This window comes from Dictyobacter kobayashii (assembly GCF_003967555.1).
Taxonomy (GTDB): domain Bacteria; phylum Chloroflexota; class Ktedonobacteria; order Ktedonobacterales; family Ktedonobacteraceae; genus Dictyobacter; species Dictyobacter kobayashii.
In genome coordinates, this window is the sequence record NZ_BIFS01000001.1 from 2,413,181 (window position 1) to 2,438,970 (window position 25,790).

The following is a 25,790-nucleotide window of genomic DNA, read 5'->3' on the forward strand; positions in this document are numbered from 1 at the left end:
TCAATATGTCAGTCAATCATGGCTGAGCTTTGGCGGTGCAGCGGGCCGCGATCCAGCAGCGTCTCCAATTGCTTTTCAGAGCATGCTATATATCATAGTGCCGTTATTTAAAAAGTAGGGTCTTTTTACGGTCCTATCAGGAATACGTGCGAGCTTCACTATTTGATGAGCCGATACAATATTTCACCTGCATTTGGTACTAGTAGGATACCTTCGTCCTCTCGGTGCTCCCAATTATGGGGGTTTAGCGTGTGATAATCGACATAGCCTAGATTGATACGGCGACAACGCTCTTCGGAAATGCCAGTGGCCAGCGTGACTTGAATACGTGGCCGTTCAATACCGGTTGCCAGATCATATGTACCTGAGCCTTTGACATGGGTGCTATGCGCCAGGATACCGCCTGGAACATCTTTGAAGCGTTCCCATTGCTTCAAAAAATAATCCCGCACATGATACCCGATCTGATCAATCAATTTTCCATGCGTGTATGAGACCTCTGTAATGTGCGGCGCGTAGATAATAACCTCTCCCCCGTTAGCAATGGCAGGCTCGGTCTTGTACATGGCCTTGGCTGCCGTCCATAGATCATCATAATGCTCTGAGGCCATTGAGAGTACGCGTTTAAATGGTCGCTCGGTATAGACGATGTTGAGTTGACCCGATAGGTCGGCGGCTGCTTCAAAGGCTTCGCGATAATCACCACAATAGAGGCCATGCAGCTCTGGACCTTTTACGACCAGCGCCAGGCAGAGCAAAGGGACCGTTACAAATTCGGCTGCCCGGTGTATGACACGGCGTACGTGTGTATCCCTGACCCCGATGGTGGCCATGCTGGTTTTACGAGCTCCTAGCCAGTGCGAAAAATTGATGATGTCGGCGCCCGCGATACCAGGAAACAAGTATTTAGCGCCACCTGAAAAACCAGCTACTTCGTGCGGGAAAACAGGACCACAGATAATGAGCTGGTCGTAATCGAAAATCATGCGGTTAAGCGTTACCGGCACCTCATCATTTAGCGTGCCATCTGTAAGCTGACCCGCTTCTTCAGGGGTAATTATACCGATCGTCTTCAGGGTCGCGGGATCTGACCATTGGTGATTATATATCTGCACTTTGGGGAAGTGCGCGGCTCGCTCTGCTGCCGAAGCCCCCACTAGCTGGGCAATAGCCTCTTCAGACATGGGCTGATGGGTACCTAACGCAATCAAATAATCCAACTGCGCAACCCGCTGTCCCAACTGCTCATAGAGCACACGGAACAGCAAGGGAATGGGAGCGGTACGAGTCCCATCTGGGATCAATACCAGCACCCGCTTACCATCCAGAGCCATTTCAGCAAACGTCTGCTTTACGATCTGCTGCACTTCTGTCACAGTTAAAGTCTGAGTTAAAGAACCATATCCATGCATCATCTTAACAGCCTTACTACTTAACGCTAAGTTCTGTCATACGTCCCCACTGTACCATACTTCCAAAACAGGTAACATAAAGGCTGAATCAGGCTTCTTGCCGTCATCTTTTATCTATCGACAGGGATGGTAGAGAAGACTATAGACAGATACATTTCTCTTCATTGCAAGTGTAACATAAAAAGATTGAAGCCTCCCTTATTTGCGGAAGGCAAAATGTAATGATGTGGAGCGCTAAGGGAACTTCTGGAGATGCAAACGCGTCACATCCTACACATTCGTAAAATGAGATCTCATATGTGGAAAAGGAAGGGACGCACATTATGAAGCTATGGGGAGGCATCGCTCTGGTTACCGTGCTTTTGTTGAGCCTGAGCATCATCCATCTGTGTCTACAAACTACACAGGCCGATTCACAATGTACACAAAACACAAATTATACTGGCACTATCGATAGTGTAGATCTTGCCCAGAATACGATCAAAGTGTATGATCCACAGGCGAAAGTAGTGGACCCGCTGATAGGGCGTGTAAGTATGGTGGTGCATGCCAATAACGATACACATATTTATCTGGCACAGGGGAACTCTTGCCAGAGTGCTAGCTTGAAGGATTTGAAGCCGGGACAGAAAATGAAGATCTGGCCTGAAGGAGATATGGTCGTCCAGATGTTCCCGCTACCTTTACGCGCTACTAAAATTGTGGTCACTCCCTAGCATGGGTTAAATGATCCTGACTATCCGACCTTCAAGCTAACTTTTGCCTGGCAACACCTGTTCATGCTGGATCTTTTTTGATGATCAGACCCAGGCTGGCAGTAAAGCCGTGCAAGAAGACACGCTGGCCGACCGGACCAATCTCGCCGTTACAAAAAAGTCCACTCAGCGGGATCTGTCCCAGTTCACGGGCGATTACACCTGCATCATGATCGGGCACACCGAACATGCCGATGCCACGACCATTACATGTGCAGAGCAAGCCAGCAATGGGTTGATTATCACCCAGATCTATCTTTGCCTGCAACAATAGCTCATGGAGATCCAGGTCGGCGGAGGTGGCATCGCGTAACTGAAATTGGATCGTCTGGCCGACACGGGCCTGGGCGCCAACCGCCAGTGCCCCCGTGCGACGATCCACACCGAATAACTGACGGACGAGGAAACTACCGCGCTCATAAGCATCTTGATATTCATCAGCCGCCAATCCAACCAGCAGATTGCGCTGGGCACGACGCTGTAATTCCGGGCTCAGGGTTTGCAGCGTATCGATCAGCATACGGTGCGCCGAGCGATTGGAGATCCCTTCGATCAAACCATTATCTAATACTTTAGTAATCGTCCAGGCCTCACCAATAGGATCACAGCCCTGAGATACCAATGGCAGAATAGTGTAGTCTCCACTAATCGCCAGGCCAATGGCGCCATCTTCATATACATCATCATTATAGAAAATATAGCTCTCGCGATCCTCAATATCCCCGGATGCCAATCCTCCAATCATTGGTAGAGAGGGATACGCCTGGGAGAATTTCTCGACCAATGTCTCGCAATCCATCTGAAAAGGATCGGCCAACATAAACCAGGCATTGACTTCATCGAGCTCTATACCTAGCTGCTCCCGCAAACCCTGTGCCCCTTTACTGGCCTCAAGTATTTCCTGGGTCAGGCGTACAGGTTGCAATTTAGCACCAGGTAACTTCAACGCCAGCAATGAAATAGCTGGCAGATCTTCCAATTCTTGATCCGAACCAATAATCCCTTGTCCTGAACAACCGATCAGGATAGGTGTCCCCGTTGCACGCCGTAGGATGCGCAACATAGTGGGAAAATATGGAGCAAATTCTATATTTGCAAAGAAAAAAATTACGTCGGCAGCAATATCTTTAATCTGAGCAAGAGCTTGCTCTAACGCCTGCTCCCAATCTTCATCTATAACAAGCGCGCTCAATGCGGCTGGTTTGCGTTCATCCATGGTTACTCCTCTGTCGGCCCACAATAATACCTGGAGGTAAAAACAGCATTGAAAAGGCACCGCTGTCAACGGTGCCTTTTCGTCTACCTTGCACAGTGCCCTCACACGCCGACATGCATTTTTACCGTAACCACCACTGACAGGCCTATCATGCCCCGGGACGAAAACTGGTTACATGTAAGTATCGCATAAGACATTGCCAGGTCGCAATTAACCTTCGGACTGAGTGAGCTCACAGAAAGCGTCAATATCGCGCCTTACAATATCCAGGCTGGCGGTCCAGAATGCCTCTGAGTGTAGATCAATGCCAAAACGCGCGGCCAGGGTGGCGGCGTCAGCCAGACCGGTTGAGGAGAGCAATTCGTCGTAGCCCTTTTTGAAAGCCTCAGGGTCCAGTTGATAGCGGGCATAGAGTCCAAGTCCAAAGAGTAGACCAAACATGTAAGGATAATTGTAGTACGAGAGTTCGGTACTGTAGTAGTGTCCCTTGACCGCCCACATGTATGGATGCAAAGCTTGCTGATCCAGTCCGTCGCCATAGGTATCGCGCTGGGCCTGGAGCATTATTTCATTGAGCTCTTCAACCGATAGCTCACGCTGTTTGCGCCGCTCAAAAACATTCTGCTCAAACAGGAAACGGCTGGTGATATCTACCACTACCTGGCCAGCTCCCTGGATCGAGGATTCCAGGATGGCGATACGCTCTTCTCGATTGGCCTTTTTGAGTGCGGCCTGATTGATGATGGTCTCACAGAAAATGCTGGCCGTCTCTGCCAGGGTCATGGGCAGGGAACGTTGCAATTCAGTGCGTTCGCCCAGGTTGAAGTTGTGATAACCATGGCCCAGTTCATGCGCCAGGGTCGTCACCCCATCAAAGTTGGCTTTATAGTTGGTAAAGACACGCGACTCATCGGCCCGCAGGGGGTACAATAGGCTCCGTCACGCTTACCAGGTCGTGGCTCGGCATCGATCCAGCCTTCGCGGAAGGCGCGGGCCGCGAAGTTGGCCAGACGCTCAGAAAAAGAGCCAAACTGCTCAACGATAAATTGTTCGGCCTCACTGAACTCCCAGACACGATCGGTGGTGCCCAGGGGAGCAAAGATGTCATACCAGGCTAATTGAGGAATCTGCAGTGCTCGGGCCTTGGCATGCATATAACGACGGAAATCCGGGAAGGAGGCACGAGCCGCACTGAGCATAGCATCCAGGGTCTCGCGATCAATGCTGTTAGCGAACAGCGAGGCATCCAGGGCGCTTTCCCAGTGGCGACGACGGGCCAGCGAGTTAACCTCGCCTTTGATGCTGTTGAGTGCTGCGGCCAGTGGCAGCGCAGTCTCTTTCCAGGCCGCCAGCTCTGCCTCATAGGCGCGTCTGCGTGTCTCGCGCTGCGCGCTGGAGGCCTGATTGCGCACAACACTCATTGGTACCTGTTGCTGCCGACCATCCAGTTCAATGTTAACACTCAACTGTGAAGTCACATTGTTATGCAGCTTCTCCCACGCACGGCCACTACTGGAATTCAGCTCAGCAGCCAGCGCCTCTTCAGCGGGTGTCATCATATGGACCGACTGCTCTTTTGCGCGCCGCAGAATATAGGCATGGGCATGAGCAAGGGTTGAATGGGCGATCAGGCGCTCGACATCCAATGAACCAAGCCAGGCTGTCAGGCGCGTCTCCAATTGAGACAACGACACCAGTGTATTCTCCAGTTCACTGGCACGCGCCTGCGCAACCTCATCGCGCGAATTGGTGCTCACAAAACAACTGATATATACGTAAATAGTCTTGGTACTCTCCAACACGGCATTGTAGCGCTCAATTACCGTCTCAAAGCTGTGGATAATCTGGTCATCAACATTCAGATCGTCCTGTTTCTCGATATGGGAAGCATCGAAGAGCTGACCCAATGCTTCAATCTCTTGAATAGTTGCGGCCAAGCCTCGCGCAAACTCGGGCGAATCCAGGCCCGGATACACCACATCCATGTTCCAATGGGGAAGAGATTGTGTCGTCGTCACGAAGTTTTCTCCTTTTTTCCTCTCGATGAGACTAATGGAGATATTGTAGCATGTGACCTGCACCAATGAAAAATTTACGCTGCCTCAAGGCATAAAAAAGAAGCTTTTTTCACGGCTCTCCGTCCTTTAGTCTTACTGCGGCTGCCCTCAATCTCACTCGTCTAGACGCCTGGCTGATCGGGCTATCTTGGGCGAAAACCCAACAAGCCGCTTTTGTGCGGCTTGTTCAACAGAGGGCCTAAATGAGGCCGTTTCTCGGGGTTCACCAGCAGTATCTTCTGAGGCCATATAAAACCTCATCGGGAATGGTGCGCTTACAGCGCATGACGTTTCCTAAAGGACGGAGATCTGGTTGATATATACTAAAATATTGCAAATAGCTGGTCAGATTGTTATATTACTATAAGCACTACTATAGCATTATTTTTTATAAGGAATAGATCATTCTAATGATTAGGAACAAACACTCATTCCGCCTGGGATGCATTCTTCTCTGGATGGTCACACTCGGCTTCGTTTTTTTGGCTCAGCACCAGACAGCATTGGCGGCTCCAAAAATGAACAACGGGTACATGTTACCGATTGGCAAAATCACGCCCAGTTTTTCTTGCTTCACCTCCGGCATGGCACCGACCAATCTCCCCAACTCTCCCCTGACCGTCTCTTTTGAGATTGGAGCAAACTCAAATACACAGGTTGACTGGCAAAACTCTACTTTCACGGTCACTTTTATTGGGGCGCAGACCTTTACGCGTGCCAACCTCAAAGCTAATAGCTCAGAGAGTGTCACCGTGCCAATGCCATCTGTTTTTGGCAGTTATCAAGTTCAATGTATGTTTAATGGCACGAGCTTATTCAACTCGGCGGTAACTAATTCCTATTCCGGTCCAATACTGGTGAGTGCAAATCACCAGGTGGGCGGCATCCAGCTGTATACCAATCCCGCAAACCTGCAACCTGGCGCTTCTACTACCTGGAATGTTGTCGTATTGGGAGCGGCAGGCTTACCGGCTCCTACAGGCTATATCCACATACGCATTGGCAATTCGTATACAAGTATTGTTGCTCTGGGATCAGGCGGCACTGTTACCTTTCAAGCCAATGCTCCCTCACCTTTAGCGCCAATGATCACCGTTTTCTATGGTGGAGATCCGGTGTATGCAAATAGCAGCGCCAATTTCTCTTTGACGAATCCATCCTCCCCGACCAATGGTGGTACTCCAGCTCAACCCACTCCCACTGGCGGTGGTACTCCAGCTCAACCCACTCCCACTGGCGGTGGTACGATGCCTCAATCTTCTTCAACAAATGGGGCAGGAGTTGTTAGCACGCCTGGTGTTTCGCCCACCCCTACAGCGACACATAAAGCCACGCCTACTCCTGTATCTACGGTTACCCCTACTCCTGCAGCCACAGCCACGGCAACTGCTGTAAGTAGCATATCCGCAGAGAGCGACACATCTGCAGGATCATCTGGCAATCAAGGGAGCATTGTGCTCTGGATTGTGCTGGCGGTTGTCATCGGGTTAGCTGGCGCTGGTGCGGCCGGCTACATCCTGCTGCTACGCAAGCGCAAGTTCGCGGCTATGGCCCAGAGTAGTAAGAATATGTGAGTGTGGTGAGCTTAAGTCAAGGGGGGAGAATTTAAACCTTCAACAGGACTGTGAAAATATATAGAACAGAAAAGACTCCAGGATCTTTTTGTTGGAAGATCCTGGAGTCTTCTTAAAAAAGAATTTATCGGAGAGTATTATTTACACAGATTGGCACATGTGTCAGGATGCCCCACCTTTCTGGCTATATACCACTCGCTCTATCTCAGGATGTGTCTTACTCACATTATCATGGGAAACGCGCCGCCCTTGTACGGACGTGCGCTGCCGCGCCCAAGCTTTTTTATAGCGTGATGTGCAAGCATATGAGAAGCGGATTGCTCCCATACGAGCGTGCGCTGCCGCGCCCGTATTGTTTTTATAATGAGTTGTAGCAAATGTGCTCCGCACATTTGCTACAACTCATTATAAAAACAATTTTAAGCACCGAAGGTGCGAAAACGCATGCAAAAACACTAGCTCGAGCTAGTGTTTTTGCTCGGCCTTTTGATTTACTTTATCTGGGGCCCGCGAGGTCATGGGATCGATCGGGGTGTTTTCAATGCTTCGATGTTCGCGCGGGCTGTCCATGTCCCCAATGCTTTTATTTGCCTGGCCCGGCGTACGCCCACCTAAGGCTCCCTGATCTGGTTGATCGCTAGCACCGGTTGCTCCTGAAGCAGACTGCTGATCTGGAGGAGCCGTATCTGTATCATTGGCCACCCCGCGATCCGCCGCCGTATTCTCTGCGGCAGTTTCAGTTTGATTATTAGCTTTCCCCGTGTCACCCTTATCGGGAATACTCCCTCCACCAACCTCCGCCAGGTCTCGTTCATTGGCTACATGTTTCGAGCCAGTTTCGAAATCACGATCTTTATCCTGCTCCATGCCTCTCTATCCTTTCGACTCTCTTTATCGGTCTTATTTCAAATCATTACTTTTCTAACAATATCGTGCATATACTTATAACAACACTTCTATCATAACATCCACTTCATATGCCAAGTCAACAAATAAAGCACAACTATAACAAAGACTCATGAAAAATTAATCTATCCAACTAATTAAAAGGAAAAGTGGGGGCTATGTCCTTTAAGGGAAAGCGGGTGCAGGGGCGGCAGCCCCTGACGGAGCGCGATGGCAGGCATGCTGGGGCATGCCAGTCCTCGCCACCCCACCCCCTCTCCGTCCTTCCAGGGGAAGGACGGAGAACTGAAAAGTGTTCCTTTTCAGCAGCTTCAATCGTAAGAAATTTTACTGTATACTACTATGCTATTATGATCTAATTGCCAGCTAGAAAGGCTTGACTTATGACAATGACTGATAAGACACGTACCATGATTACATTTAAAGCGGAGGGTCATAAGTTTACATATCGTATTGGCGGTATCGCTATTCATGAGGGACGCGTACTCTGCCAGAAGGCTACGCTTGATCCCAGAGGTACTTTCTGGTTCTTACCGGGTGGGCGTGCCGAACTGGGAGAGAGCTCTCAGGAGACATTACGGCGTGAGATTCAGGAAGAGTTAGGTGAAGAGGCCCACATCGGACGCTTGCTCTATGTAGTGGAGAACTTCTTTTCCGATAAAGTAGATCACCATGAGGTGGGACTCTACTTTGAGCTGTCTTTCCCGGAAGATTCTTATCTGTATCAGCACCCGGGGCCCTTTGAACTTCCGGAAGAGTTGGAGAACCATCCAATGATTTTTGAATGGCTCCCCATCGCGGAACTGCCAGAAAAATTATGGGTGCGTCCAAACTTTTTCTGTACAGCCCTCCAGGCTCTACCGGACTATACCCAGCATGTCATCTTAACCAATGACGCTAATCCTCATTAAGACGCAAGGTCATCGCCATCGACGGACTGGAGACAATCCTTACCATCATCCCTAGCGCCAGGATACACACGGCCACGAGTAGCGCCAGGCCGATACCCAGCAGCGTGGGGATGATGATTTGAATCGGTGGGATGTTTTGTGCAAAGAAGAATTCGTCGCTCGACAATTGTTGTCCCGGTGCGCTGGTAAAGAGCAGGGATGGCACAACCATCCATGACAACAGGGCACCGAAGAGGACGCCCAGGATTATCGCGGTCGCATAGATAATGCTCTGTTCCCAGGTCAGGGTATTAGCAATATTGCGTGGCGAGGCTCCCAGGGCGCGCAGTAGCGCAAAGTTGGTCAGGCGATCACGCGCACTGAGCCATGAGGCGACCAGGTTCCCAATCAGGACCAGTAAGAGGGCAACCACCGGTCCGAGCGCCAGGATACCCATAACCTGTAGATACAGCGGCTCTTTATGCAATGTGTCGATCATCTGGCGTCGATCACTCATATCAGAGGTCTGGACCTGCAAAGTACTGCGAATGGTCTGCAGGTCCGCAGCATTATCACTGGTACGTAACCAGATGGTTGTCAGCTGGAATGGTTCCGCGCCATTCTTATTTATTTCCAGATTATAAATCCTGCCATAGCTTTTAGCATCTACCAATACGCCTATCGGGCTACTCTGGGTTGGTATCTGTTGTACCTGCGCCATCACGCGGAAGTAGAAAGGATTGTCCGCGTTGTTTTGATCAGTCAGGCTAAATTTATCACCTACCTTAAGATGATATTGCTGAAAAAATGACTGATCAATAATGGCCGGTATCTCTTTTTTGCTGAGGGCATCAGCACGTTTAGCGGCCAGTTGTTGCATTAAAGTGGACAATGACTGGCTACTATTATTGGCTGGCCAGGCAGCGGTCTGAGCGTAGGTATCGGCATCTACCGTCAGTAAGTTGACCGCCCCTTCCTGCTGACCAATCTGGGTCGAGAAGTAGCTGCCCAGCGATGCTCCCTGTACACCAGCCAGATGTTGATAGGATGCCAGCGTCCGGGGCAATGTTGCCAGGGTGACACTACTGGCCAGGTTAGCTTTGAAATCCGCGCCCACGACATGCTCTGCCACATCGTTTGCCCGTTGGATCTGCGAGGCATAAAAGATTAGCGCAAACATTGAGAAGGCGGTCGCCAACGAGAGGAGCATGGTCATACGCACCGATTGGCGCGGCGAGCGTGCAAGTTGGGCCAGTGCCACCATAGAGGAGGCGCCGCGACTACGCTGTGTGGCCAGCCAGGAGCCAAAGCGTAACAGCGATGGAAAGAAGCGCAGAAAGACCAGGATGGCCGCCAGGATGGTACACACTGTACGTGCCAGCACCAGGGGCGAGAGCAAGACGAGTCTCAATTTGGCATCCAGCACATCGGTATTGGTCAGGTAGAGCGTAATCAGGTAGCCAGCGACCATGAGCACAATAACCATTACATCCAGATTCATGCGCAGCCAGAATGGACGCTGCGTCGAGCGACTGGACTCGCGGCGGATCGCCAGTACGTCCAGCGAGGTCATGTGGTTTATGGCAAAGACCAGCACCACCACTACGACTAATACCGTCACCAGCGCATACCAGCCAACCGAAAGGATCAGTGGCCAGGGATCTTGTAGAACCAGCTCGATAGCTGGATAATCCTGGACCGGCAAGAGCCAGTGTCCCAGCAGACGGGCCACAGGTAATGCCAGTATTGGCCCCAGGATCAGTGCCACCAGGGCCAGGCCACCACCCTGGAGTAGCAAGGAGCCGAAGACCTGTCCCCGGCTGGCCCCACGACTGCGTAAAACGGCCAGTTCCCCGGCCTGGCGCTCAACCAGTAAATCAGTCATCAATGAGACAAAGTAGAGCAACAACAAGAATATGACCAGTATCAGACCCATTGAGGGTAGCTGTGCAATCGATATTTGATCCTGATAATAATGGCTTAAGTCGGTGGTAGGCACAGTGGTATGTATATTCGTCATACCATATTGCTGACTGAGCGCATTGTTAGAACTGCTGGCACTTTGAAAGATATTTAACGTTGTGATTAACGTATCGAGTTGATCACCCTGAATTTTGTCTGGATTTAAGGCATAGAACCACGAAACATGCAGAGGATTAGCTATCGTTATCAAATTGCTGCTATCGATATTCTGGTTCTGGCCAGGTTTATCCTCCAGAGGAACAAACTGCGATAGGGTAGAGATCAGGGTTTCATTGGCGGCCAGGGCATAATAGCTCACGCGATTATCAGCTCTTCCTTTATCCCCTTGTACGGGATTAAAGAGCATACCACGCCAATAGGGGGTGTTTTCAGGAGATTGGATCAGCCCCACGACCTTAAGGGGCAGCGGAACCTCTTTCAGGAGCATATAATTGCGCGTTACATCCATCTCGACATAAAAGGTTGAGCCGAGTTGAACATGTAAGCCCTGCGCCGTATCAGGAGTAAGGACGACCTCAATTGTTTGATCTGTAGCAGTATGGCTTTTATTTATCTCCTGTGGCAGCCGCCCACTCAACAGGTGTATATGCTGGCTGGCCGGCCCCATCTCGCTTCCATTAAGGGTGAGACTATTGCCATTCGTCTTAAGCTGACCTGCTGTAGAAGGCGTAGTCAGCAATGACAAAGGATCAGAGGTGACAGAAAAGCGCGTCTGCTGAACATCCAGATAACGATTTAGCATTGAACTAGCGCTACCACCTACCGCAGTCCCGGCTGCTTGCACCCGGTCAAGAAAAGGCCGATTGGTATCGGCAGTCACAACAATATTGATATTATCCTGACTGGCTTTAAGTTCACTGCGCAAGCCGGCCGTGGTAGCGATTTTAGCATAGATCGGAGCCACGCACACAAAAACTACCGCGGCCAATATTCCCAATCCGACAATGCAGAGCAACCATTTGGTTCTCCGTAGCTGCCAGAATGCTAAGGTAAATACCGAAGACATGAATGACCTCTTCCTATTTAATCTTCGTTTATACGTAAGGTCGCCGCCAGGGAAGGCTTTGAGATCACACGCAACATCATACTCAATGCCAGTACACAAATAACGATCAGAATGGCAAACCCAACTCCCAGCAAGGCTGGCACAATAATCTGCACGGGTGGGATACTCTGCGCCTGGTAGAACTGATCCAGCGTGGTCTGCGGACTGGTTGAACTGGAGAAGATCAATGAGGGCACCGCCATCCAGGATAGTACGGCACCAAAGATGGCCCCGAGCAGTATGGCGATAGCATAGACGATCGTTTGTTCCCAGGCCAGGGTACTGGCAATATTGCCTGGGGTAGCTCCCAGGGCACGCATAATCGCAAAGTTGGTCAGGCGATCTCGGGCCTGCAACCATGAGGCTATCAAGCATCCCAGCAGAACCAGCAGCAGGGCCACCGCAGGCCCAAGCGCCAGGATACCGAGCAGCTGAATATACAATGGCTCTCGCCGCAGATTTTCTACTAACTGGCGCCGATCATTGAATGAGGCCAGTTGTCGTTGATTGCCATTGATCAATTCACGGCGAATTTGTGTTAGCTGTGTGGCATCATCCGTAGTACGTAACCAGATCTGATTGATGGCTAATGGTTGACTACCAACAGGATTGGCGATCCGATCATAGAGCTTCTGATACGCACGCAGATCCACCAATACGCTATTGGGGATTGTCATAGTGGGCACGTATTTAACAATGGTAGTGACTTTAAAGGGGATTATATTCGTGCCATCAGCGGTCGCTGAGAGGGCAAATTTACTGCCCGGACTCAAGTGATAGGCGCTGGCCATCGCTTGATCGATCAGTGCTGGCACTACTTGTTCGTGGTCTTCCGAAGTACGGCCTTGAGACAGTTGCTGCATCAATGCCGGCAGGGGCTGAGACGCGTTATCGGATGGCCAGTAGACAACATTTTTGTATGTATCGGCATCGACAGCCACAAAATTTACATATGCCTGCCGGTCGGCCAGATTAAGCTTATCAACATATCCAACCGAGACGCCCTGTACCCCTTTTAGCTGACTATATGCTTTAATCTGATCATTCATGATTGCCGCGTCTGGCGGATAAAAAAAGGTCCCCGAGAAATCAGCACCCACTGTATGCGCCGCCTCATCATTGGTGCGCTGAATCTGGGAAGCGGAAAAGACCAGCGCGAACAGGGCAAAGGCTGTGGCCAGGGCGAATAATAAAGCCATGCGCAACGATTGACGCGGTGAACGCGAGAGTTGGGCCAGAGCCAGCACAGAGGATGCTCCTCGATCGCGCCGCGTGGCCCAGTTGGAACCCCAACGTAATAAATACGGGAAGAAGCGTAAGAAGAGCAGTATGGCGGCGATGATAGTAAAAATCGCCCGGGCCATAATCAGTGGCGAGAGCAATATCAGGCGCAGGTGCGGGTCCAATGTATCCGAACTGGTGAGATAGAAGGAGACCCCATAGCCAACCACCATCACGATCACAGCAAGCAGATCCAGCCTGAAGCGCAATTGGAAGGATTTATGAGTAGAGCGCCCCGTTTCACGTCTCAAGGCCAATACGTCTAAGGCCGTCGCCTGATAGATAGCTATCATTAAGGCTACCAGAACGACCACTACAGTAATCACGGCATAGCCGCTCACCGACAGGCCTGCACTTATCCAGTTGGCTAAAACCGCACCGATTGCCCCATAATCTGCGGCCGACAACATCAGTAGACTTAGTCCAGCTGTAGCAGGAATGGCCAGTATCACCCCTAACAACAAAGCCAGCAAGCTCACTATAGTACCCTGGATCATCAATGCGCCAAAGACCTGGCCTCGGCTTCCACCACGGCTACGCACGATAGCCAGCGCGGGAGCCTGGCGCTCAACCAGCAGGTCCGCCATCAAAGTCACAAAATAGAGCAAGAGGCTAAAAATCATGATTACCAGGCTCAGCGCCGGCACTTGCGAAACCGCCAGCTGGCTCCGATAAGCTGCCAGCGCATCAATAGGAACGAATGTATGTATTCCAGTCAGACCATAACTTAATAACATGATATCAGTGGGGGTACGGTGAAACTGAAATGAATGCAATGCTGACAGTAAAAAATCTAATTGATCATTGGAGATAGTTTGTGGGTCTAAAGAATAATACCAGGTAATGGTCATTGGGTTAATCAAAGGATGCCCCGGTGGCTGTACAGGTGTGATGTTATCATCCATTGGACTGATAGGTCTGGTATCTGGTTTGTCTGTTTTTGGAATAAAACGCGAGAAGGTGCTGACCAGCGTCTCATTAGAGACGACAGCCTTATATGCGAAAGGACCATCAGGCCGCGAAGTGAGAGAAGATTTCGCTAAATTATCTCCATGCCAGAAAGGATCTTTGCCATCCAGATCATGGAAGATGCCGACAACCATGATTGGAATGACGTGCCAGGCAACTGCTTTACCACCTGCGCCTGGTTCAGCGGTCGCTACCCGGGTATAGAGCTGTGAGCCAACCTTCACCTGCAAACTAATGGCCGCATTCTCAGGCAAGGCAATCTCAATGCTGCTATCAGAATCTGTATACGCCTTTAAATGTGTAGCTGGCAAGCGGCCCTGGAATAGCGAAACGTGTTTTCCATTCGCCACCGCCGTCATATCTGTGCCTTCTAAGGCTAATTGATCCATTAAAGCTTTGCTACCGATAACCAGAGGAGACCGCTGATAGATGGGTAGTGAGACGACCTCCGTGGTCATTTGCTGTTTACTATCATCCAGATACGGTTGAATAGACTGCATCGCCAGGTCGTCTTGAATAAAGCTATCCGTCACTGGCTGCAAACTATCCCAAAAAGGTATGGGGTCCTGGCTGATAATAGAAATACTGGCATTGCCCGGGGTAGCACTCAAAGCTTCCTGCAGGCCAGCGGTCATGGCCACCTTGGTATAAAGTGGCGCCACACACACAAAAACCACTGCCGCCAGCACTCCCAGCCCCACAATTGAGAGCAATCCTTTAGTCCGCCTCAACTGCCACCAGGCCAGAGGAATTGCAGAGGGTAACCAGCTACGTCTCCCTATAGACGGCACTCTTTGGCTAGAGCGAGACATAAAAATAACCTTTCTATCTTAAAAATAAGCTTGCTATTATAGCAGAGTGTAAGACTTCCATTATCATGGGAAGTGGGTGCTCCCGCACGGGCGTGCGCTGGCGCGCCCGCATCTTTTTTCTAGTGAGGTGTGGTGCAAACAGTGCGCCCAGCGCACTGTTTGCACCACACCTCACTAGAAATTGGGTATAGGCTTTCGCGCATTGATGCTCATACTCACATCACACCTCACTAGAAATTGGGTATAGACTTCCGCGCATTCGCGCTCATGCTCACACCACACCTCACTAGAAAAAATTGAGTATAGGCTTCCGCGCATTCGCGCTCATACTCATACTTTTTATTATATATTGTAGAAAATGTGTAAAGCACATTTTCTACAATATATAATAAAAAGGTGCTGGCGCGCCAGCGCACGCCCGCGCGGGAACGACGCGCTTCCCATAATGATGGAAAACAATCACCCCTCATAGAAAGCAAAAGCATGGCACATCTTAATAGTGGCAATAAACTATATAATATATAATGCATATTCCAGAACAAATCTCACAAAAATATCCATATTAAGCGGCATTTCCCTCACCTACAACACAATATTAATAATGATGGATACAATGGGAATGAGCTATCCAATCAGAAAATTGGATCGATATAATATATAGGGGAAAAATCCTCTGACATATTATGGGGAAAAATACAGGAAACAGCGTAAGATACATTCCTGTTGTAAGATATACTGGACCCAAAGCATGTAGAAGCTTACCCGCCATGTCGGAAGAGTTCAATCTCAGACTTGACGATACGGTGTGAATTCCATACAATCAAGCTACATATTGAGCATTTCTTATCGTTCGGATAACCCCCATAGTCGCAGGAGGTAACGTGGTGACATCGCATACAGGAGAGGAGTGGCTAAGCTTACGGGAGGCGGCTGAATTGCTGGGTATGCATCCAGCCACCGTGCGCTTATGGGCTGATCGCAATGAGATCCCCTCACGGCGTACCAGTGGTGGACACCGCCGCTTCCGCCGTGCTGATATTGAAGCACGTCTCCGTCAGGAAGCTGAGCCTAAACCCGATCCAGCGTCTGTGCTACTTGTCCAAAGCGTGCTGGGACGTGTACGTTTCGCCTTCACTGATGGCACCCTGGATACCTTCCCCTGGTACCAGCATTTTGATACAACAGCCCGTGATGCCTATCGGCAGCTTGGCCGGCGCCTGCTCGATCTTGTGCTGCGCACCCTCAACGATGGCACCCATATCGATGACTTGAAAAAAGAAGCGATCGAACTGGGACGTGAGTATGGCTCTATTACCTGGGCCTCCAATGTGCCGCTCGCTGATGCTGTGCGCGCCTTCCTCTATTTCCGCACCTTGATAGATGAAGGCATTCTACAACTTGCCGAAATACGTAGTGGCCGAGATCACGATATCTTCTGGATCGATAGTTTCCATCAGATACAGGCTATTACTAACGAAATTCTACCCGCCTTGATTGAAGCCACCCAGAATTAAATAAACAGTGAAGCGCCCACGAAAAAATAAGATAACGGCTGTTTTATAGAGTGAAACCCAAACCCTTCACTAAAACGAGACATTTTGCATTTTACGACGTCTAATAAATAGATAAAAGAAATGCCTTGGAACGTGCTGCGCAAAAAAAGCACAGCATTACAATGGATAGTACATATGATGGTATAGATACAGGATTGTCTCGGGACATTTTTTTGGATAGATAAGGGGTACCTCTTATGCCAATTGAACAGCAAAAGCCTGAAGATAATACGCCTCCACAAGACCAGGGTGAAAATCCGATGGAGATCCACGGGGAACCAGATGATACGCAGGCCCCTTCCTCTATTTCGCATACACCGATCCCTGGCACACCTGCTCTACCACCTTTGCCAGTCACACCTCCTACTGCCAGGCAATCTCGCTCCCCTTCTTTTTATGCGGCGCGCCAGGAGCGCTTTGAACGTGCCCAGCGCTACCTGGAACAGAAAAACAGACGCAGCCAGCGCCTTGCACAGCAAGCCAATCACCAGCAACAACCTGCTCCATTAGAACCCAATCGTTCTCCGCAGGCACTTGAAGCAGCTACTACGGCAAGTGCCTTACCCTCACCTACTACTGGTAACTACACCAGTACGCGCAATCGAAAAGGACAGTGGACTGGACAACGTCAACGAAAAGTGCTTCTACGCCACCTATCGCGCAAACATCTACGCCACAATCGGGCACAGAATCACCATTCATTCAATCGCTTCTGGCTAAGTATCTTGAGCACGCTGGGAGCGATCGCCCTGATCATCCTCACCATCACAGGCGCTGGCTCCTATGCTACCTATCGCTTCTACAATGACACCAGCACCTCTTATAACCGGCAAATCTTATCTTTGCGCGACCTCACACCGCGCGACAATCTGAAAATCTACGATAGCAAAGGGGTCCTGCTCTCCCAGATGGAGGATCAGGGCCTGCACACATCGGTTACGCTCAATCAGGTCTCGCCCCTGTTAATCAATGCTACGGTTGCGACTGAGGATAAAAACTTCTGGCAGAACTCTGGCGTCGACATTTTCCGTATTCTACAGTCAGCCATCCAAAATCTTGAACACGGTCGCGTCATTGAAGGCGGTAGTACGATCACCCAGCAATTAATCAAAAACCTGATCGTTGGCAACCAGGCTAATGTTACGCGTAAGTTACAGGAGATTGTGCTGACACCTCAGATCAATAACCTGTACAGTAAAAACGACATCCTGGAGATGTATCTGAACACCATTTACTATGGGCACCAGGCCTATGGTATCGATGCCGCTGCCACAATGTACTTTGGGCTGGTAGATCAGCCTGGCAAGCCGGCCTCAGCGCAGCTTGATCTGGCCCAGGCCGCTATGCTGGCTGGTATCCCCAGCTCCCCCTCGCTTTACGATCCAGGCCTGCATCCTAAGACGACAGCCAGTCGCTTCTCCACGGTCCTGGATCTTATGTTGCGCGAGGGCTATATTACGCAAGAGCAGGCCCAGGCTGCGATCCAGGAAGAGCAGAAGCCAGGCTTCGTTAAAGGTCCTCCCAACCTGAATGATCGGGCACCTCACTTCAGCCAATATGTGCGCCAACAATTAGAGCAGCAGCTCAAACTTACGCCGATCCAGCTCTCGCGCTCGGGCTTGAAAGTGTATACGACCCTGGATATCGGGTTGCAGGATAAGATTCAGAAGATAATGCAGGAACATATTGCTGAACTGGCTGGACATAATGTGACCAACGCTGCAGAGGTTTTGATTGATTACCATACGGGTGCGATCCGTTCGTTGTTGGGTAGCCTGGATTATAACAGCAAGACTATTGATGGAAAATTTGATGTCGCGACCATGGGCTATCGCCAACCGGGATCTTCTTTTAAGCCATATGTCTATGCGACTGCGCTGGCACAAGGCTATACGCCGGCCCAGGCTATCTCGGACGCTCCATTGGTCATTACACTTCCGCCCGGTTCAAATCCAGCCACCTATGAGCCAAAGAATTATGATCAGAGCTATCATGGCCATGTGACTATGCGTTGCGCGCTGCAGAACTCATTGAATATTCCAGCGGTCAAAACCCTGCAACATGTAGGGATTAATAACGCACTAAACACAGCTAAAGCGATGGGCATCCAGCATACCAAAGGTGAGGCTGGTTATTCAATGGTCCTTGGTGGTCTGGATGTTAATCTGTTAGAACATACGACAGCATTTGGGGCCTTTGCCAATAATGGTAAGACCTTTCAACCATATGCCATCGATAAGATCGTCTACACTTACAACAATAAGGTCGTCACCCACCAGTCTACAGATGGTAAGCAGGCGATCAGTCCTCAGGTAGCTTATATGATGACTGATATGCTGAGTGACAATAATTCCCGCCTGCCAGAATTTTTTGATTGTAATCCGTTGCAACTCTACTCCAATCCGGAAAACCAATGCTGGGCCGGTAATCGTGGCACGGTACGCCCCGCGGCCGCTAAAACAGGTACGACCAATGATTTCCGCGATAACTGGACCATGGGCTATACCACTGATTTTGTGATGGGTGTCTGGGCGGGCAACAATAACTATACGCCAATGTATAATGTCACTGGCGTGCAGGGCGCAGCTCCGATCTGGCATGATTCAATGCTATTGGCTGAAGCAGGTCGTCCAATTAACAACTTTGTAAATCCTGGTGGCCTGGACCGAGGCGTAATGACCTATCCAGATGGTATCCAAACTGATGATTGGTATCTGCCAGGCCATTATCCAACCTTTAACCAGATACCAACTACTGAACCGACGGTGACGCTTGCTCCTGCCAGCCACAAGCACCACGCCGCGGCGACCAGCGTTGCTACGGGCCATCCCTATTGTAGCAATTTCACGTTTGTCTCCCCTCCTCCATCTGACCACAGCCCGAATACAGGCTGGTGGTAAGCGCGGAAACAGGTAGAAGAGCTGTGCGACTCCTATATAAGTGGATAGACAGCTCTTCCTCTTTTGCAGACTCCATAATTCCAACCCGTCCCACAACATACCCATGAACTTGACATAACTATTTATAGATTATGTCAACATACGCCTCCTGATGGTTCTAAAGAATTTATATCTGGCGAGTTACTATCACTTCATTTACAGCGTTACTATGTACAGATAACTGTTTTATAGTACAGTTCAGATTAGCTTAAAAAACCCGTACTCAGCAGGCACCTATTGCCTATAATAGTACATTTAAAGGGTTCTACCTGGATAGACCAGAGAGCTTAATGAGGTAAATGAGCAGCACGTATAATTAAAAGTGAAATTATTCGCTCTCTTTTGTAAAAATGGCAATGATTGCCATTCTTCTATATATGCGCATTGCTCGGCGTATGTTTTCTCTATTCCAAAATCACAGGGCTGTGGCGATCCACTATGACTATAGATGGATGCATTATGCCCCGTGGTGTTTTATGTATGGGCAAAGTGTAGCAGTAGTGAGTGAAGATAGGTTGTAGAAAGAGGTTTGACCATGCAGACCGATCAGCATGTCGGGGAGACTCCTCCAACGCCCGGAGGAGGCTCGGGATCACAAAAGGATGAGGGCGCACAGCCCCAGCATAGAACTCCTGCCAAGTTACCACCACATAGTCAGGCCGCCGTCGCCCAGAGAATGAATAGTGTGCCTGAACGGCCCATGCCGGGGGTCTACTATTCTGTCCCCCATCAAGCTTCCCACCCGGCTGGCTGGCGTACACGGCGTCATCTTAAACGTAAGAATCTGCGCCAGACACTGGGTACGATCGCGCTCAGTGAGCGCATCGGGACCGGAACGCTGTTGCCGATGGCCGCGAGCGTTTTCTCGATCTTCCTGGTTGTGGTCATTATCTTTGTGACTGTGGCGGGCTTTATCAATGCCACCCACGAAAAGTTCGGGGATAAAATTATAACCCTTGAGGATATCCTGCCCAGAGATAGTACACGCATTTATGATGTACATGGGAAGTTGATTTTTCAGATGATGGACCAGGGGATGCAGACCAGCGTTCCGCTGAATAAAATCTCCCCTCACCTGGCTCATGCTGAAATCGCTATTGAGGATCAGTACTTCTACAAAAATCCTGGCTATGATATTACTGGTATCTTGCGTGCCGCGATCTCAGATATGACCAGTAAGAAGGTGGTTTCCGGCGGTAGCACGATCACCCAGCAGTTGATTAAGAATAGTATCGTGGGCAATCAATCCACTATGCTGCGTAAGTTGCAAGAGATTATCCTGGCACCCGATATCTCGCGCTACTACACTAAAGAGCAGATCCTGCAGATGTACTTGAATACGACCTACTATGGTGAGCGTTCATATGGTGCCGAAGCGGCTGCCTTTTCCTACTTTGGCTTAAAGGATACTACGACGCAGACGGCGGCCCAGCAATTGGATATTGCTCAATCAGCTATGCTGGCAGGCATTCCTAGTTCACCCATCGCTCGTGATCCATTTCTACACCCTAAAGCCGCCTCTACGCGCATGCAAGAGGTGTTGCAGCAGATGTATAGCCAGGGCTATATTACGGCGAAGGAGCGCGCCGACGCCATTGCGGAGGCTCAAAAGCCAAACTTTCTTAAGCCTGGAACATTCAATAACAGGCTTGCACCTCATTTCGTCAACTATACCTTACGAGAATTAGCCAGCGATCTGCATGTGAAGATCAGCGATCTCTCGCGTGCCGGCTTGATCGTTGATACCACCCTGGATCTGGATCTACAAAACAAGGTCCTCAAGGCAGCTCAGAAGCATATCGCGGAGATGGCAAAACTACATAATATGTCCAATGCGGCCGTGGTAGTGCTGGACCAGCATACAGGGGCGATTCGTACCCTGGTTGGCAATATCGATCCGAACAATCCCAAGTATGGGGATTTCGATGTGGCTTCGCAGGGATATCGCCAGCCGGGCTCTTCCTTCAAGCCATACATCTACGCGACGGCTTTTGACGAAGGTATCAGTCCTGGCGAAACGGTGTTGGATGGTCCACTGACGATTCAGATGTGCTGTGGCCTACCTTCGTATTCGCCACACAACTATGATCAGAACTATCATGGCTGGGTTCCCTATCGTTATGCGCTTCAGAACTCGTTCAATATTCCTGCGGTCAAGTTGCTGCTGCGCACAAGTGTCGATAAGGCCCTCCATACAGCACAAAGCATGGGTATTACTACTTACGAGGGTATTCCAAATTATACAATGGTGCTGGGTTCGCTGAGCGTGCATCTGATCGATAATACAGCTGGTTACGCGACCTTTGCCAATGGGGGTGTTCGCATCCCACCACACGCCATCAATACCATCAGAGATCAAGATGGCCATCTGATCCTGCGCATCAGGCCTCAACCCCAGCGTGTCCTGCGCAAAGAAACGGCCTTTATGATTACCGATGTGCTGAGCGATAACGACTCGCGTATCTACGAGTTTGGTAAGTGTAGCTCATTGGTGCTCTACAAAACGACTATGAACCAGTGTTACGCTGGTCAACCGGGTCCGATTCGGCCTTCAGCTGCCAAGACGGGTACCTCGAATGACTTCCGTGATAACTGGACGATGGGCTTTACCACCGACGTTACCGTTGGAGTCTGGGCTGGCAATAACGATAACTCACCAATGGTAAATGTCACTGGTGTGGATGGCGCCGGTCCAATCTGGCACGATACCATGCTACTGGCCGAACAGGGCCAGCCGATTCGTCCTTTCCCTGGACCACCCAGTACACTGATAAAGAAAACAGTGGCATATCCGGGAAAGATTACTACCGATTGGCACTTTAAATAACTGCTTAGAGGGCGGTCTTGATCGCCCTCTCTCCACTTGTAAAGCGCTCTAACGGGCGCTTTTTTACTACATTTTTTAAGAGAAAAATACGCCGTCATTGGATGAGCTTGTCGCAATTTCATACATGTGTGTCGCCACATAAGATTGTAAAAACCTCTAATTGAATTGTAGAATTACACTAAACCTTCTGCTATTAGTCGCAATTTCAAAGGAGAATAGTGATGCTTCGTGTTGCAATGCTAAGCTTCTGGCATGTCCATGCACGTGACTATACACGACAGGCCCTTGAACATCCCGATACACAGATTGCGGCGGCATGGGATGAGGAGCCAGAACGTGGACGTGCGCAGGCAGAGAAGTTAGGGGTGCGTTTTTACGACCATTTGGATGAGCTCCTGGCTCAGTCTGATATCGATGCGGTCATTGTAGACACTCCCACCAATATCCACCGCGATGTGATGATCGCCGCTGCTAAAGCTGGCAAACATATATTTACTGAAAAGGTTATCGCTACAACGCTGCATGAATGTAATGAAATCGTGGCGGCGGTTGAGCAGGCGGGGGTTAAGCTGACAGTCTCGCTTCCTCGTCTGAATGCCGGCTATACACAGGCCATTCGGGAGATCCTGGGCAAACAGCAATTAGGGGAGACAACCCTGGTGCGTGTCCGTCTCTCGCACAATGGCGCCATCGCGACTGCCGACAATCCCAATGGCTGGCTACCCGCGCATTTCTTTAACGCTCAACAATGCGGCGGCGGCGCCATGATCGATCTGGGTTGCCATCCCATGTATCTGACCCGTCTCTTCCTGGGTCTGCCAGAAAGTGTGAGTGCGAACTATGGCTATGTCACGGGGCGCGAGGTAGAAGATAATGCCCTGGTCACTCTCTGCTATCCCAATGGCGCGATTGGCGTGGTCGAAGCGGGCTTTGTCAATCGCTTCTCACCATTCACGATTGAGGCGCATGGGACTGAGGGGAGCCTCTTCTTTGGCACTCCCGAGAGTCATCTGATCATTCGCAGCACCCAGCCAGGGACTCCTGGCGGCGAGCAGTGGCACACCATTCCACAATTACCCGCCGAGCTACCGGGTGCCTTCCAGCAATGGGTCAGCCACATTCAGCAGGGTACAACCGCCACCGAAAATATCCAGACGGCGATTGATCTTAGCGCATTGATGGAAGCCGCGAATATCTCTGCCCGCAGTAATCAGCCGGTGAAACTGAGCTCGTTACAGCGCTAAAATTGATTGGCTGATACTGATAGAGGAGACATGGTGATGACTTTGGCAAAGGGTCTGAGTCGATCGCGTTACCAGACCTCCCGGAGAAACATGGGACCTTCACAATTTCAACTCATGCAGGCGGACCCCCAGGCACTTGATCGGCTGGATATCCGCTTTCGTTGGGGACGTTACGGCATTCAAGTTCTGCGTTGCCATTTGACAACGTTGAAGGCGGGATGCGTCATTCAGGCACACAAGCACCGGGACTTTGAGTTCCACTTCATTCCCAGTGGTACCGGTGCGGTCGTGTTGGAAGATGGGCACTACCCCGTTCATGCCGGAATGTTTTATTTGACAGGCCCTCATGTGATCCATCAACAGGAAGCCGATCAATGTGAGCAGCTTGATGAGCTGTGCCTGCACATCGATATTGTCAAATTGGATGACGTGCCCGCTGGTGAGCATCCTGATGTTCCCTGGGGCGAGGAATGGGAAGTGGCGGAGGCCGAGGAGTGCATGCGTCAGTTGAATACGATGCAGGCTCGCCCCACGGTGGATCAGTATGATGCGATGAGCTGGTTTTTGACGGCTTATCGGGCCTGGCATGATCGCGAGTTGGGAGCCTTCTCGACAATTCGGCAAGCTGTGATTCAGATTATGCTGCGCGCGGCTCGGGCACATCATGTCACTCAGATCAATACGGCACTGCCCTCAAGGGATATGAATGCCTATCGCTATGGCCTGGCAACCCAGTACATTCGTGATAATTATGCGCATGCTCTGACACTGGAAGAGGTGGCAGATGAGCTGCATATCTGTGGCCGGCAGCTACAGCGCATCCTGGATGAGCAGGGCGGCGAGACCTTTAGTGGCTACCTGGAACGCTATCGCCTGACACAGGTCTGTATGGCGCTTACCAATGCGGACCAGACCGTTGAACAACTGGCTGGCCAGCATGGCTTTTCCAGTGGTAGCTATCTACATTATGTCTTCAAAAAGCGCATGGGGTTGACCCCCCAGCAATATCGCGAACAACAACGCCTGCATAAAATCACCGATGGCACGAGTCCTACTCGTTCTGTCCCTTTATATTGATGCTATACACCGAAGTATCCATCGGGGATGCTCCCGCCATATAGAGATGAATCTGTATGGCACTTATTGGTCGAACCAATGCATACTCAAGGAGGAAAGACACCATGGCAATTATTAAGATTGGGCTCATTGGCTGTGGAGGTATCACAGCACCACACGTCAAAGGGTATCTCCGTATTCCTGAACAGGCAAAGGTTACCGCGGTTAGCGATGTGGTGGCAGCCAATGCAGAGAAACGGGCGCAGGAAGTTGGTGGGGCGGAAATCTATAGCGACTATAATGAGATGCTGGCAAAAGCGGATATCGATGCTGTCGATATCTGTCTCCCCCATCATTTACATAAAGATGCTATTGTGGCGGCCGCCAATGCAAAAAAACATATCCTGTGTGAGAAACCTCTCTGTCTAACGGTCCAGGAGGCTGAGGCTGTACAACAAGCGGTCTCCGCCAATGGCGTTACCCTGATGTGCGCCCATAACCAGCTTACGATGCCTCCTGTGGCTAAGGTCAAACAAATGATCAATGAAGGGGTCTTCGGTAAGGTCTATGAGATCCGCACAACCGACAGCTTCTTTAATTCATTTGATCCCAAAAACATTGGCTGGCGCGGCAATCGCTCAATGATTGGTGGCGGTGAACTGATCGATACCGGTTACCATCCTACCTATTTGTTGCTCTACCTGGCCAGCAGCGAGCCTGTTGAAGTTACAGCCATGTTGAGCAAGCATCGCCTGGAATTCATGGATGGTGAGGATTCCGCTCAGGTGCTGGTACGCTTCGCAGATGGCGCGGTTGGCAATATCGTAACTAGCTGGGCTTATGTGCCGGCAGCCATCACTGAGAAGTTCTCAATCGTGGCTGAAAAGGGCAATGCTTATAGCTATGGCAGCGACCTGTTTTATAAATTACAGGGTGGCGAGCCCAAAAAAATTGAATTGTCTGGCGTCGATACATTTGCCGAAGAGATCAAGGACTTTGTGACCTGTCTGCAGGAAGGCCGTCGCCCGGTCAATACTGAAGCGGAAGGCATCAATGTGCTTAAAGTAATCCTTGGTGCTTACAAGTCGGTTGAAGAGAAACGCACTATCTCCCTTTCCGACCTGGTCTAAGAGAGTCCCAGACTCCCTTGCGGGCGGGCGCTGCCGCGCCCGATTTTTTCCTTATGTAGTGCAAAAGTGAGCATTGCGCACTTTTGCACTACATAAGAAGTGTGGTTGCATACTTTTGTATCACATAAGGTGCGTAATTTT

At 50.2% G+C, this 25,790-nt stretch carries 16 protein-coding genes; 9 read left to right on the top strand and 7 right to left on the bottom strand.

Annotation, left to right across the window (positions count from 1 at the left end; all coding sequences use genetic code 11):
• Nucleotides 1–158: 158 nt before the first annotated feature.
• A complete protein-coding gene (locus tag EL645_RS10600) occupies nt 159–1,415 on the bottom strand; it encodes a lactate racemase domain-containing protein (RefSeq protein ID WP_218031808.1) in 1,257 nt (418 codons plus the stop codon).
• A 320-nt stretch (nt 1,416–1,735) separates the two neighbouring features.
• Here EL645_RS10600 and EL645_RS10605 point away from each other — a divergent pair, with 320 nt between their 5' ends.
• Nucleotides 1,736–2,128 carry a hypothetical protein gene (locus EL645_RS10605; RefSeq protein ID WP_126549997.1) on the top strand — a complete coding sequence of 131 codons (393 nt, stop codon included), beginning with the start codon at nt 1,736–1,738 and terminating at the stop codon, nt 2,126–2,128.
• A gap of 61 nt (nt 2,129–2,189) precedes the next feature.
• Here EL645_RS10605 and EL645_RS10610 read toward each other — a convergent pair whose 3' ends face one another.
• From EL645_RS10610 to EL645_RS42545, 3 genes are all read right to left on the bottom strand, one after another.
• Nucleotides 2,190–3,383 carry an FIST signal transduction protein gene (locus tag EL645_RS10610; protein WP_126549998.1) on the bottom strand — a complete coding sequence of 398 codons (1,194 nt, stop codon included), beginning with the start codon at nt 3,381–3,383 and terminating at the stop codon, nt 2,190–2,192.
• Between the two features lie 210 nt (nt 3,384–3,593).
• The gene (locus EL645_RS42540; protein WP_246035337.1) at nt 3,594–4,313 is read right to left on the bottom strand and encodes a M3 family metallopeptidase; all 720 of its coding nucleotides are present in this window, start codon (nt 4,311–4,313) and stop codon (nt 3,594–3,596) included.
• Complete coding sequence (locus EL645_RS42545; RefSeq protein ID WP_246035338.1) at nt 4,247–5,401, bottom strand: M3 family metallopeptidase; 1,155 nt, start codon at nt 5,399–5,401, stop codon at nt 4,247–4,249. Before EL645_RS42545 ends, EL645_RS42540 begins: the two co-directional genes overlap by 67 nt.
• A gap of 449 nt (nt 5,402–5,850) precedes the next feature.
• Here EL645_RS42545 and EL645_RS10620 point away from each other — a divergent pair, with 449 nt between their 5' ends.
• Nucleotides 5,851–7,014, top strand: coding sequence for a hypothetical protein (locus tag EL645_RS10620; protein WP_126549999.1), 1,164 nt, complete (start codon nt 5,851–5,853; stop codon nt 7,012–7,014).
• Nucleotides 7,015–7,479: 465 nt separating this feature from the next.
• Here the strand turns inward: EL645_RS10620 and EL645_RS10625 are convergent, their stop codons facing one another.
• Nucleotides 7,480–7,881 carry a hypothetical protein gene (locus EL645_RS10625; RefSeq protein WP_126550000.1) on the bottom strand — a complete coding sequence of 134 codons (402 nt, stop codon included), beginning with the start codon at nt 7,879–7,881 and terminating at the stop codon, nt 7,480–7,482.
• 422 nt (nt 7,882–8,303) lie between these two features.
• Here EL645_RS10625 and EL645_RS10630 point away from each other — a divergent pair, with 422 nt between their 5' ends.
• Nucleotides 8,304–8,831, top strand: coding sequence for an NUDIX hydrolase (locus EL645_RS10630; protein ID WP_126550001.1), 528 nt, complete (start codon nt 8,304–8,306; stop codon nt 8,829–8,831).
• Here the strand turns inward: EL645_RS10630 and EL645_RS10635 are convergent.
• Nucleotides 8,818–11,799 carry an ABC transporter permease gene (locus EL645_RS10635; protein WP_126550002.1) on the bottom strand — a complete coding sequence of 994 codons (2,982 nt, stop codon included), beginning with the start codon at nt 11,797–11,799 and terminating at the stop codon, nt 8,818–8,820. The two genes, EL645_RS10630 and EL645_RS10635, sit on opposite strands and share 14 nt — an antisense overlap.
• A 17-nt stretch (nt 11,800–11,816) precedes the next feature.
• On the bottom strand, nt 11,817–14,900 hold the full coding sequence (locus tag EL645_RS10640; RefSeq protein ID WP_126550003.1) for an ABC transporter permease: 3,084 nt from the start codon (nt 14,898–14,900) through the stop codon (nt 11,817–11,819).
• Nucleotides 14,901–15,784: 884 nt separating this feature from the next.
• Here EL645_RS10640 and EL645_RS10645 point away from each other — a divergent pair.
• From EL645_RS10645 to EL645_RS10670, 6 genes are all read left to right on the top strand, one after another.
• Nucleotides 15,785–16,414: a MerR family transcriptional regulator gene (locus tag EL645_RS10645; protein WP_126550004.1), complete on the top strand. Its 630-nt coding sequence runs from the start codon at nt 15,785–15,787 to the stop codon at nt 16,412–16,414.
• A gap of 236 nt (nt 16,415–16,650) precedes the next feature.
• Nucleotides 16,651–19,353: a transglycosylase domain-containing protein gene (locus EL645_RS10650; RefSeq protein ID WP_126550005.1), complete on the top strand. Its 2,703-nt coding sequence runs from the start codon at nt 16,651–16,653 to the stop codon at nt 19,351–19,353.
• A gap of 574 nt (nt 19,354–19,927) precedes the next feature.
• Nucleotides 19,928–22,219: a transglycosylase domain-containing protein gene (locus EL645_RS10655; protein WP_126550006.1), complete on the top strand. Its 2,292-nt coding sequence runs from the start codon at nt 19,928–19,930 to the stop codon at nt 22,217–22,219.
• Nucleotides 22,220–22,440: 221 nt separating this feature from the next.
• Nucleotides 22,441–23,463, top strand: coding sequence for a Gfo/Idh/MocA family protein (locus EL645_RS10660; protein ID WP_126550007.1), 1,023 nt, complete (start codon nt 22,441–22,443; stop codon nt 23,461–23,463).
• 36 nt (nt 23,464–23,499) lie between these two features.
• Nucleotides 23,500–24,540: an AraC family transcriptional regulator gene (locus EL645_RS10665; protein WP_246035339.1), complete on the top strand. Its 1,041-nt coding sequence runs from the start codon at nt 23,500–23,502 to the stop codon at nt 24,538–24,540.
• Nucleotides 24,541–24,644: 104 nt separating this feature from the next.
• Nucleotides 24,645–25,649 carry a Gfo/Idh/MocA family protein gene (locus EL645_RS10670; protein ID WP_126550009.1) on the top strand — a complete coding sequence of 335 codons (1,005 nt, stop codon included), beginning with the start codon at nt 24,645–24,647 and terminating at the stop codon, nt 25,647–25,649.
• Nucleotides 25,650–25,790: the final 141 nt, after the last annotated feature.